Origin of the sequence: Vibrio sp. 1727 (genome assembly GCF_033344415.1) — a bacterium.
In the GTDB taxonomy this organism is placed as follows: domain Bacteria; phylum Pseudomonadota; class Gammaproteobacteria; order Enterobacterales; family Vibrionaceae; genus Vibrio; species Vibrio alginolyticus.
Genome location: NZ_JAWPOT010000002.1, coordinates 172,294 through 184,487, shown reverse-complemented (window position 1 = coordinate 184,487; position 12,194 = coordinate 172,294). Strand labels below are relative to the sequence as shown.

Here is a 12,194-nt window from a genome sequence, read left to right as displayed (position 1 = left end):
CACTCATTCTGTTTGGTCAAATTAATCAAACAGTTATGTCATGGTTATGTTCCGTAACTTGGCATTTAGTCAATACCAGACCTGCTTAATGGGACTTTTGTCTGTGTTTTTTCATCTCATAGAGATCTTCATCTGCACGTACAATAACGTCCTGAAGCGTTTCGTGTAACTCATTCGCCGCGATACCAGTACTCACACTAACTTCGATATCCAAGGTCTTTAGTCGGTTATCTTTAACGACACTACGAAGCTTCTTCGCCAATATTGAAGATTGGCTGATACTGCAACCTGGCAGAATCGCAACAAACTCATCACCACCAGTTCGAACTAGATAATCACTATTTCGAAACACTTTAGACATAGCATCAGCAATAATCCCAATAACTTCGTCCCCTACATGGTGACCGTAATGGTCATTGATTCGCTTGATCCTATCGCCATCTATTGCAATGACGGAATATGGCGCGGTTTCCAAACGACGTTTGAATTCGCTATCTTGAAAGACTCTGCGGTTAAACAATCCCGTTAAATCATCTTTCGTCACGTTCGTCAGTGCCTTAGCGAGGCGAAGTTTGCTCTCTTTAGATTCATAAGCTTTGTTGTAATACGCTAAAGTTACGAAAAAGAAGATGATAAACAAGAACACGTAATCCAGTACAATTTTACTGAATGGGTACATGTAAACAATGAGATTGTTGTTGTCTGCGACATATGATTGGGTGTACGCGAATGATGGAAAGGGGTAGCCAGCGAAGTAAATCACCATTTGCTTGTTCCCATTCGCTATTTGAACATCCACCGCTTTCCCATCATTATAAAGCGGCGAGAGGTACAATTGTTCCGAGAACTCTCCCACTAACTCACCTTGAAAGTAAACCGGACTCATGATGCTTATCGCCATGTCATCGGAGTATGTCGTTTTAAATGGTAGGGAAAACAATACCCGGTCCGTTAGTTGCTCTTTCCACGCGGCTAACACACAAGAATAATTACTTTTACACCAATCAACATCAAATGTGGCTTTCACTCCCTCTAACGCTTCAATCGGTCTCTCTAAGATGAGTTTGTTTCCAGTATAAGAACGAAAATACATAACGGCATTTTGTCGATTGAACGCATTTGATAAATACGCTTCAGCCTGATGAAGCGATTTCCGTGCAACAGCTTCAACGTAATTAAGTTTTTCATAAGGTGACAGGGAGTAAATAGCATCTTGAAAGCTCAGCTCTGTTTGCGCTTCTACTTCACTCACGCTCATGCCTTTGTATTGCTCGAGCTGCGCTTCCGTCAATAGCCCCATGAGAATTACTTTTTGTTTTATTTTGGCTAAATTATTCGCGTAAGTGTTGAACTGCTTTACTTCATAAGAAATTAACACAGCACCAATCATTGTGACAGAAGTGACGAATAGTAATGTTGCGATGAAAAGAGACAACGCGATACTTTTAAGTGTCATGATGCGGTCTTACGCCCCCGCCACTCTTGTTAGCTCAACAATGTTCTTTACGTTAAATTTATCCAATAGACGGCGTTTGTATGTGCTGACTGTTTTATCACTTATTGATAGCACTGAAGCGATTTCTCTATTGGACTTTCCTTGTAGTAAATACTTCATTACTGCACTTTCTCTGCTTGAAAGTTGTGGCATTTCTCGAACGCTGTTAACAACTTGCTTAAATTTGAAGAAGGTATACCCCTTCTCTACCGCTTCTATCGCGTCTTTAAGAATGTCGTGATTTTCCGATTTACACACATAGCCATCAGCGCCAGAACGAAAAGCCATTTGGCTGTACATTTGGCTAGTTTCAGCGGAGAAGAAAATGACTTTGCCTTCATAACCATGGGATTTGATACGTTTGTAGAAATCAAACCCATCGCAATCTGCCAAGTTCACATCTAAGATCAACAGTTGAATTTCTTCCTTTTTCAATATTTGTAATGCCATCTTCGCTGATGTTGCAGTAAATACCCCATTTGTTTTCCCTAACTCTTCCAACAACGACTTGATTGCAACACAAACGAGAGGATGATCGTCAAAGATCAAGTAATTCAATTTATTCATATCTTTCATTTAGTATGGTTATGGCTTCTAGTGGCATGGGTTTATCAATGTAGAAGCCTTGGCAAAGATCAATGCCATACTCACGTATCGCTTGCAGTGTGACTTCGTCTTCAATACCTTCCGCGACCAGTCGTATATTCAAACTTTTCGCTAACGCGCAAATAGCAACAACGATGTTGCGTTTTTTGATGTCGCATTCGACACCTTGTACAAACGAACGATCGATTTTTAACTCGTTGAATGGCAGTTGAGCCAGTTTTTCAAACGTTGATGAACCCGTGCCAAAATCATCTATTGAGACAGTGACACCGTTCATCCTCAACTTGAGTAAATTCTTGTACAGGGACGCGCTAGTCTGAAATGTATCTCGCTCTGTAATTTCAATGGTGATTTGTGATGGGTCAATCTCGCTCTCTAAACATTGCTGTAAAAAGTAATGAGAGAACGCCGTATCTTCTAAATTTTCATGGTCTACATTGATGGATACGTTTTGCGTCAATCCTCGGTGTTTCATGTCATAGATAACATTACTCAATACAGCTTGAAACAACTCTCCTGAAAGGCGGCAACGCTCTACAATTGGCAAAAAATAATGAGGTGCTAACACACCATAAATGGGGTGATTCCAACGCGCGAGCGCTTCATACCCAAGCACTTTCCCACTTTGCACATCGACTAAAGGCTGGTAATAATTTTTCACGCGCCCTTCAGCCAGAGCAAACAGGAATTCTTGATCTTCCACTTCAATAGGTTGAGCAAAGCTGACTTGTTTCGCTTTTTCATCTTTTATTTTACGTAACAAATCAACGACTTCATTTTCATCGTATGGCTTGGGTAGCTTCCCTAATACTTCAAAGCTAAATCCCTCGCACATGGCTCTTACCGCAGAAATAATGGTCAATTCCATTGCACTGACCAGTACAACTTGCCCCTGGTACTGGACTTCATCGAGCATTTCCATCATATCGATGCCGTCTTTTCCGGGCATTTGGATATCACAAAAAATTACGTCAAAATGTTGTTCCTGCACACTCTGAATAGCAGCATCCACACAGTTAAAGGGGATGACTTGCGCGCAATAGCGATCCAATATTTGCGTAAGTATTGTGGTTTGTAGCGGATGGTCATCAATCACCATCACATTAAATTGTGTATTCATTTGTCTCTACCCAATAGTTTATGTTTTCGATCTCCTGCTCGATTCGTAAAATTAGCTCCACTGTTCGCCTGTCAAACTCCGCAGCAGTAACTCGTTCTGCCTCAATGCAAAGCTCAGTCAGCATGCTTACCCCTATCGCCCCAACCGCTCCTTTGATGCCATGAATGACCCGTTTTTTGTCTCGCTCAGTCGATGCGGCGTTTAAGTTTTTTATATCTGTAGACATTGATTGACTAAACACGCGCGCAATCTCTTTTGCGTCCTGTGCTTTGAACCGTTTAATCCAGCCGGGCAGCCTACCCCTCTCTTTTTCGCCAATAAATGGAATCAAAACGGTTTTTAATTGATTAAGGTCATAGGGCTTGTAGAGCACATCATCAATGCCGATATCCTGTGTGCGCTCAATGGCAAGACGAGCATCTTCTGCTGTCACACCGATGATTGGAATTGCTTTAAATTCGGAGTTTTTCACGTGCCTAACAAGCTCATAGCCATCCATTTCTGGCATATGAAAATCGGTCAGCAGCAACACAACGTTTTCATCTTGGTTGATGTATTCCCATGCTTCGCGGCCGTTATTCACAATGACAGGTTCGATTCCAAGTTCATGAAGCTGCATTGCTATCACACTTTGGTTAATGGGATTATCTTCTGCGACCAGTACCGTGCCGAGAACCCAAGAAACCACTTCTTGATTTACGTCACTAAGCTTGGTTTCTTGCTGCGTTTGGCTGAGCAAATTGAACAATGTATCTGGATATTGAATCTCTCTTAGCGTAAGACTGCCAAGTACCCTTTGTTCGTCACGCAGCATTAGGCCATTAAAACTGGCATCGCTGTCGTGTATAGGGTGAAGGTTCGCCACCATTGTTTTTAACGTCGCTGGACGCATTTTCCACGCATCACACCACTGGCGAATATTAAGTGGTAAGCTCTCGCTATACGTCCAGTTCAAACAAACGTCTGGCTCAGAGTCGCAATGCTCAATTGGCAGTTTGACGGTAATCGTCGTGCCCAAGCCAAATTGTGAATCGATGCAGAGCACGCCGCCCATGCAGTCGATCAATCGGTCAACAATGCTCAGCCCCAATCCAGTACCGCCATATTTACGCGTAATAGTGTCATCCGCTTGAACAAAAGGATTGAGAATGCCTTCGAGTTGGTCATCCGTCATGCCGATACCTGAATCCGCCACTTTCAAAATAAGCTGCTTTTCATGAAGAATGACACTGATTCCAACCTCGCCTTCCGCAGTGAATTTCACCGCATTGGAGAGCAGATTGGTGGTAATTTGCACCAATCGCAGCGCGTCGATTTCAATGAAAGCATTCGAAAATGGTTTGATTGTCACTTTGTAATCCAAACCTTTCGCGAGCGCTCGTGGTTCAAAGCTTCGAAACACATCGCACAAGGTTTTAAGCAAGTCGGTCTTAGCTGGGGCGACGGTTAAGTGCCCTGCTTCTAACTTTGAATAATCCAGTACTTCGTCTACTAGCGTATTCAAATGATTGAGCGAGCGTATGGCTTGGGCAATTAACTCGCGATTTGAATCTGCCGTCACTTGGTGATTTAGCAGATCGAGGATGCCGTGTGCTGCCGACAATGGCGTTCTTAATTCGTGACTCATGGTTGCCAAAAAGTTTTCGCGCGCACGTACCGCGGTTTGCGCTTCTTTTTGCGCATCGATTAACGCCTGCTCACGTTCTTTTTGCTGGGTAATATCTTGAATAACCGTCAGTACAAACTTGTTCTTACCGCTAGGAGAAGCGATGACTTTGCGTTCTCGATATACATGTTTAATATCAAGTTCACAGCCCGACGAGGCAACCTCTTCTGAAACACGCTTTCCAGCAATAACAGTGGTCAGTTCATCAAAATTATTCACCAGAGGAGCGTGCGTAGAATCACTTTTCAACTTACATTGTTGGCACTGTTTACTGTTGTAGTTGGCACAATTGCTCATCTCCATATGGTTATTTTCACTATGGATAAAAACCAAGCTATTGATCTCTTTGATGATGTCCATCAGCCATTGCTTTTGCGCTTCCTCATTGTCAGCATTAAATTCGGCTAACCTCACTTTAAGTCGCATGTCAGATAAGGTGAAATACGCCGCAATTAACATGAGACAGAATATGAATGAACCAGCAACAACAAATGTAGCGATCTGCTCCGCGTCATAGCCATAAGTCAGTTTGAAGCTTCGGTGAGAACGCTGCAGTTTTTCGATCTCGTTAGAATCAATGGTTTCGATGATGCTGTTCAACATGTGTTGCAGTTGTGTATTGTGGTTTGCAACCGCAAATGCATTAGAGAACGTCAAAACGTCCTCCGCATTGATCACCAAGCCATCGACTTGATCTTGTGCAATCATGTTGTGAACGATGTCGTCAGGAATGTAAGCCACATCCAAAACGCCCGATTTCAAATCGGTAAGCAGCTTTTTCAAATCATCATAATGATCAACTTGGCCTTGCTGCCAAGTGCCCAAATGAACTAACCCTTGCTTTTTCAAAGTGAGCAGAATACCCGCTTCTTTCAATGCAGATTTATCTCGCTTGCTCTGCTCCGCTTGGATAGCCACGTAATTACTGTGCATGAATGGTTTAGTGAACAACCAATCTGACTTAGGTAGCTCACCCACATAAGAAACGGGGACTATATCGGCATCAAATGCCGTTAATCCATTAGAAAGGCTCGACGTCGGTTTCACATACTTAAAGCTCAAGCCAGTACGAGACTGCAATAAGTCGATGAAGTCTGGAAAGAAACCGTCTAGCTCGCCCGTTTGCGAATCTCGGTAGAGAAACGGATAAGCTTCGTCACTGCTGCTGTAAGTTATCACTAGTTTGTTTTGATGATTACGTCGGTAATCTACCAATAACTTATCACTGATATGGTAAGGATTTTTCGAGGCGACGGAGCGAATATTTTTTCCATTTTGCTCCCACTGAAGGATTTTGTTGATGTCATCGATCAGACTCTGTTTGTCCAACGAAGCGATAAAACTCACCTCTTCGTTTTTCAACCAACTGGGAATATCGACAACCCCTTTTACAATGTCATTCAAATCCAAATATTGGGTAATACCAACATAAGTGTAAATCAGCGCGTTCGCTTTACCTCGCTTAACTTCATTAAACGCCTCTAAACGTGTTTTAACGTAATGTATCTTATCGATACCGCGTTCAGTGAGGTTGTCACAATATACACTGCCCTCAACACACACCCATTTAAGATCACGCGCATCACTATCTCGGTAAGTGGCATTCCGATACCAAACAGCGATAGTGCTCGAAAAAAAAGGCATCGAAAACAAGAAACGCTTTTCTCTTGCTGCTGTTTTACTAAATCCAACCGCACCATCAATCCTCTTGCTTTCGACATCCGCAAGTAAAGACGGAATATGCTTGTAAGTCCGAAGTTCTAACTCATAATCCAAAGCTTTAGTAATGTTAGACAAATACTCAAGACTAATTCCGTACGAAGGACCAACGCTACCGTCAAACGAGTCTTTAGCTTCGTCTTGCGCAATAACACCAACGATGACCTTCGGTTTAGGACTCTGTTTGGCAGTTGAGCAAAAAGAACTCGCTAAAAAAATTAAGGCGACGGACGATACCGTAATACTTCTAAGAATACTGAGCATGACTGCTTCCTCTGAATGGAAGCTCAGACTAGTTTTTGTCAGATAAAAGTCAAACTTCGCTCAATAGCGAAATAAAAATAAAGCTTTGATATAAAACCAAAAAACCAAAATTCGTCAGAACAATCTGACAACACAATCCACCTTTGACTACACAGTGTTTGCGTTCGGTCTCTCACCCAGACGGATATTCACTGCGAGTCGGTATACATAAGGGATGTGTGCTTTTAGGTTTGCACGCCATAGCTTTTTACTTTCATCTTGAATGATTCATCATCATTCCATGATAAACTGGCGTATTAACATGAAAGAAAGCTCAACTCCGCGGTTTCGAGCAGCTTGAAGTAAACACAGTTTTAGAAAATGCGTTCTAGTATTGTGTCACTCAAGATTCACATTGCTACTTTTACAACCGCTGGAGCATTAGAAAAATTAAGGTATTAAATTCAAATGGTTAATAACTCAATCCAGTGGTTTCCTGGCCACATGCACAAAGCACGTAAAGAGATCGAAGAAGCAATCCCTCAAGTGGATGTGATCATCGAAGTACTGGATGCTCGTATTCCTTTCAGTAGTGAAAACCCTTTGATTTCTCAAATCCGTGGTGACAAACCTGTCGTTAAAGTTTTGAACAAACGTGATTTGGCCGATCCAGAATTAACTCAACTGTGGATTGAGCACTTGGAGCAAGAGCAACATGTAAAAGCAATGGCGATCACGACTTCTGAACCACAAGAAGTGCATCGAATCATGGAGCTTTGCCGCAAACTTGCCCCACACCGAGAAGAAATTGGTAAAAACATTCGCACCATGATCATGGGCATCCCAAACGTTGGAAAGTCGACGATCATTAACACCCTCGCAGGTCGAACAATCGCTGTAACAGGTAACCAACCCGCGGTTACACGTCGTCAACAACGTATCAACCTGCAAAATGGCATCGTATTATCTGATACTCCAGGGATTTTATGGCCAAAAGTGGAAAATCCACACAGTGGCTTCCGCCTTGCGGCTACTGGCGCGGTAAAAGATACAGCGATGGAATATGACGAAGTCGCATTCTATACCATTGAATACCTAGCAGCTCATTATGCAGACAAGCTTAAAGAGCGTTATCAAATTGAAGAGCTTCCAGAATCAGATATCGAGATCATGGAAGAAATTGGTCGCCGCCGCGGTGCACTACGTGCTGGTGGACGTGTTGACTTACACAAAGTATCAGAGATCTTATTGCACGAACTTCGCCAAGGCACTTTGGGCCAAATTACATTAGAACGCCCAGAAATGATCACTCAAGAGCTGATTGAAGTCGAGATTGAAACCGCCCGTAAAGAAGAAGAGAAAGCGAAGCGTAAAGAAGAGCGTCGTAAGCGCTATTTACGTAATAAGCGATAAGCTTGTCTCTTATCTACTCATGTTTCAAGGCGCGATTTTCGCGCCTTTTTTGTTATCTAATGCGCCCATTTTTTTCACTTTTCAAACTTTATATTCCTCATCCAAAATCCCAGATATGAAGCACGAAAAAACACCGAAAAATCGCCGTATAAACTTTAAGCACAAACTAGTTTAGACCCCGGGCCCCTATAGAGTTACAGCCACCATCCAACCCTCAAATGTCGAGTTTGCAAGGGTCTGCAAACTTATGCAACCTGGTTAGTGACACTCTCCCCAAAATCCGCAATATGAATAAGTGTCAGCGCTGGCGTTTTTCCATATGAAGAAGAGATTTATTATGAGTGAAACTATACAAAGCAAACCACTTCCCTCCTTTATCGAGGAACGCCTAGATTTTTATATTCAAGATCTAATCGAACCAAATGAGAACAAAAAACACCTTGTTCTTGGTAAACGCCCACCGTGTAATGCCGTTGTCCTGCAAAGCAATGATTACCTTGCACTGTCTCATAATAAGGAGATTCAAAACGCGCATCGTGATGCGATTTCCCAGCACGATGACAACGTCGTGATGTCCGCGATTTTCTTACAAGACGATGAATCGAAACCTGCATTTGAAACGCAACTAGCCAGTTTCGTTGGTATGCCTAGTTGTCTACTTTCTCAATCTGGTTGGGCTGCGAATGTCGGTTTATTGCAGACTATTTGTGCACCGAACATACCTGTGTACATTGATTTCTTTGCACATATGTCTTTGTGGGAAGGCGCACGTATTGCCGGAGCACAAATTCATCCGTTCATGCATAACAACACCAGTCACCTAAGAAAACAAATTTCACGTCACGGTTCAGGGATCATTGTTGTGGATTCGGTTTACAGCACTATCGGGACCATCGCTCCTCTACGTGATATCTACGAAATAGCACAGGAGTTTGACTGCGGCCTGGTTGTAGATGAATCACACTCTTTAGGTACACACGGTCCACAAGGTGCGGGGGTACTGCAGGGTCTTGGCTTAACTCATAAGGTAGATTTTATTACCGTTAGTCTTGCCAAGACATTTGCTTATCGTGCTGGCGCGATTTTAGGCCCAGAAAAACTGGCGAAGACGCTTCCGTTTGTGGCGTACCCTGCAATATTTAGTTCTACCGTATTACCGCAAGAGATCATTCGGCTAGAGAAAACACTGGACGTCATAAGAAAATCAGATGATAAGCGAGATATTCTGTTTGAAAGAGCCAAGTCTTTAGCCGTTGGTTTAAAACGCATTGGATTTACTATTCGCAGTGAATCACAAATTATCGCATTAGAATGCGGCAACGAGAGAAACACTGAGCGAGTCCGCGATTTTCTCGAAGAGCGAAATGTTTACGGCGCAGTGTTTTGCCGCCCTGCAACTGGAAGGAACAAAAACATCATCCGTTTTTCAGTCAATGCCGACATGACAGCTGCTGAAGTTGATCATGTACTCACTGTCTGCCAACAAGCATTTGCACACCCTGACTTAGAGTTTGTGTAAGTTAGTGTGTAGATAAAACTAAAGAGCTCAACAGTTTTGCTGAGCTCTTTATTCGTGTTATTCGTTGTGAGCAACTCGCCTCAAGAAAACAAGTCGCGAATGATTAGATCCAGTTTGCGATTTTATCGAACAAGCGATTTTTATCCGCCGGTTTTACGATGAAGTCAGACATACCCGAAGACCCAATTTTGTCCAACGTGACAGGTGAACTATCCCCTGTATGTGCAATAATAGGTACCGACGCATAGTTTTTATCCGAGCTTCTAATTCGCCTAGACGCTTCTACACCATCCATAATTGGCATTTCGATATCCATCAGAATGAGATCAACATCTTCTTGCTCTAGTGTATCCAGAGCCTGCTGCCCGTCTTCTTTCTGAATAACTTCAAAGCCTTGCTTTTCAAGTAACATTGCCGTGAATTTACGCAAAGATTCATTATCATCCACGACCATAATTGTGCGCTTATTTGAATTATCTAACGTCACCGAGGCCGTTGGTGTCGATACATAGCTTGAATCATATAAGAGACGCTCAATAGTTGGTTTAGTATTCAATAACCAGGCTTGCGTTTCGATCCAAATAGGTTCATATGCAGCCTTACGTGCTCTCTGAGTCGGATGATGCTCAAAAAGATAAACGATGCGTGCTTCAGTGAAAGACAAGAGAGATTCTAATCTATCCAATTGGTTTGCTCTTGGATCTAAGCTCTCAAGATCGATAAAAATCAGATCGAATTCGAACTCGTACTCTTTCTTTTTGAGTACTTGGTTGGCATCTAAAATCGTCGAGTCAAAGCCCATAAAACGGCTAATATCTGTTACTTTAGACACCAAGATATCTTGGCTAGTCACCGTTAGAATGGTTTTGAGTTTAGTCAGATCGTTTTTGATTTCATTAACGGTATCAGATGTCGTTAGTGGGAAAGTTAATGTAAATTGAGACCACTCCCCTAACTGAGATTGACACTCAATGTTCCCCCCAAATGAACGCATGACTTTTTTACAAAACGGTAAGCCCAAACCATAACTTCCTGATTTGCCAGTGGTGTAAAAGTCTTGAAAGATATTGCGTAGAACATCAGGAGCAATGCCAGCACCATTATCGGTTACAACAATTTGATTAAAGCGTTCTGAACTTATCATGGATACATGTATGTGAAAATCTTCAGATTTACGGTGATGGAAGGCATTCTTGAAGAGGTTATACATAACGTATTTAAGTAACGTATCACTACCTAGAAACTCAAACTCACTTCTCGCATCCAGCGATATGGCAAATCGATCAGTGGCACGTTTATAACTGAAGCTTTCAATTGCCTGTTCAACGACCGAGTGAGCTGAATATTTTTTGAAGCTAGAACGAGAAACTCGATTTTCATCAATCGAAGTCAGCAATAAATCGATGGTTTCATTACCCGATTGGATAATGTTCATTGCATCCTGAGTCACTTCACGTAATAAGGTGACATCTTCTACACTCATGACGTACTGCTCTTTTCCTGCCTCTTTCATGTTGGGCAAGATCGACTGGATAACATCTATTGAAGTGCAAAGCCCACTCAACGGGTTACGCATTTCATGTGCAATCCCTGCCCCGAATGATTTTGCCAGCGAGACTTTCGCTTCATGTTCAACTTGGTTACGAAAATAGAACAAATTACCGAAGACATAAATAAACAGAAAGATTGGCACATGAGTCCAATCCATGGTCAAGTCAAGATGGAACCCTTTTGCAACCCAAGCGAAGAATGTTGCTAAACCTATCCCAGCAAAGGTTTGAGCAAACATGACCCTAGTAACATGAACCAGTAAAATGTGTAAGAAAATTGCAGACATAAACGACATAACCCATACATTGGACCAGTCATTCATCAGTAACATATAAAAAAAGAAAAACGGTAAGCACAGCGTTATCGTCACTTGGTAGTAAATAGGAACATAATCTCTCCAAGTCGATGATAAGCGGTTTCTAAAAATGATGCCGAAAAACAATAACGAGCAAAACAATCTAAGAGGTAAATTTTCATAAGCCTGTGGAAAGGCAAACTCCCAGACAAAGTAGTACAGCGGAAAGCCAAGAAACCCCATCCAGCCAACGAGAGTTAGGTTTGGTTCTGCATATTGATAAACCTTACGTATCGAGTCCATATAATCTGTTTTGCTTACTCCGCCTGACGCACAACAATGTGATTTTGATTCACTTTTATCATTTTATTATTAACTAATTATATATTAATCATCATTTATAAGCAGCGCGAAATGACGTAAACAGCTCGCAATACTTATCTTTAGTTTCAATCTTTTAAGACAGCTGCACTTGATTTACAACCAAATAAACAAAGTTGCATATAGTTTAGTGTAATTTTGCGATAATCGCTCTGTATCCAATTGGATGTTAATCTCATTTTGTGC

General features: G+C 42.1%; 7 protein-coding genes. 2 read left to right on the top strand and 5 right to left on the bottom strand.

Annotation, left to right across the window (positions count from 1 at the left end):
- Window positions 1–85 precede the first annotated feature (85 nt).
- Genes R8O10_RS03155 through R8O10_RS03140 form a run of 4 tightly spaced genes read right to left on the bottom strand, consistent with a single transcriptional unit; the run spans window position 86 to window position 6,870 of the window.
- Window positions 86–1,456 (bottom strand): GGDEF domain-containing protein, encoded by a 1,371-nt coding sequence (locus R8O10_RS03155; RefSeq protein WP_005376517.1) that lies wholly within the window; start codon window positions 1,454–1,456, stop codon window positions 86–88.
- Window positions 1,457–1,465: 9 nt separating this feature from the next.
- On the bottom strand, window positions 1,466–2,062 hold the full coding sequence (locus tag R8O10_RS03150) for a response regulator transcription factor (protein ID WP_017635347.1): 597 nt from the start codon (window positions 2,060–2,062) through the stop codon (window positions 1,466–1,468).
- Window positions 2,055–3,221 carry an EAL domain-containing response regulator gene (locus R8O10_RS03145; RefSeq protein WP_318191094.1) on the bottom strand — a complete coding sequence of 389 codons (1,167 nt, stop codon included), beginning with the start codon at window positions 3,219–3,221 and terminating at the stop codon, window positions 2,055–2,057. Before R8O10_RS03145 ends, R8O10_RS03150 begins: the two co-directional genes overlap by 8 nt.
- Window positions 3,205–6,870, bottom strand: a complete 3,666-nt coding sequence (locus tag R8O10_RS03140) for an ATP-binding protein (RefSeq protein ID WP_285384828.1) — start codon at window positions 6,868–6,870, stop codon at window positions 3,205–3,207. The genes R8O10_RS03145 and R8O10_RS03140 overlap by 17 nt, the downstream gene beginning before the upstream one ends.
- A 447-nt stretch (window positions 6,871–7,317) precedes the next feature.
- On the opposite strand from R8O10_RS03140, the gene ylqF reads away from it, so the two are divergent.
- On the top strand, window positions 7,318–8,262 hold the full coding sequence (gene ylqF, locus R8O10_RS03135) for a ribosome biogenesis GTPase YlqF (RefSeq protein ID WP_005376521.1): 945 nt from the start codon (window positions 7,318–7,320) through the stop codon (window positions 8,260–8,262).
- A gap of 337 nt (window positions 8,263–8,599) precedes the next feature.
- Window positions 8,600–9,781 (top strand): alpha-hydroxyketone-type quorum-sensing autoinducer synthase, encoded by a 1,182-nt coding sequence (cqsA, locus tag R8O10_RS03130; protein ID WP_258470474.1) that lies wholly within the window; start codon window positions 8,600–8,602, stop codon window positions 9,779–9,781.
- Window positions 9,782–9,884: 103 nt separating this feature from the next.
- Here the strand turns inward: cqsA and R8O10_RS03125 are convergent, their stop codons facing one another.
- The gene (locus R8O10_RS03125) at window positions 9,885–11,930 is read right to left on the bottom strand and encodes a response regulator (protein WP_318191093.1); all 2,046 of its coding nucleotides are present in this window, start codon (window positions 11,928–11,930) and stop codon (window positions 9,885–9,887) included.
- Between the last annotated feature and the right edge of the window lie 264 nt (window positions 11,931–12,194).

Bases quoted from the DNA above. Each gene is read 5' to 3' on its own strand.
- R8O10_RS03155 (WP_005376517.1), bottom strand. From the start codon at position 1,456: ATGACACTTAAAAGTATCGCGTTGTCTCTTTTCATCGCAACATTACTA.
- R8O10_RS03150 (WP_017635347.1), bottom strand. From the start codon at position 2,062: ATGAATAAATTGAATTACTTGATCTTTGACGATCATCCTCTCGTTTGT.
- R8O10_RS03145 (WP_318191094.1), bottom strand. From the start codon at position 3,221: ATGAATACACAATTTAATGTGATGGTGATTGATGACCATCCGCTACAA.
- R8O10_RS03140 (WP_285384828.1), bottom strand. From the start codon at position 6,870: ATGCTCAGTATTCTTAGAAGTATTACGGTATCGTCCGTCGCCTTAATT.
- ylqF (WP_005376521.1), top strand. From the start codon at position 7,318: ATGGTTAATAACTCAATCCAGTGGTTTCCTGGCCACATGCACAAAGCA.
- cqsA (WP_258470474.1), top strand. From the start codon at position 8,600: ATGAGTGAAACTATACAAAGCAAACCACTTCCCTCCTTTATCGAGGAA.
- R8O10_RS03125 (WP_318191093.1), bottom strand. From the start codon at position 11,930: ATGGACTCGATACGTAAGGTTTATCAATATGCAGAACCAAACCTAACT.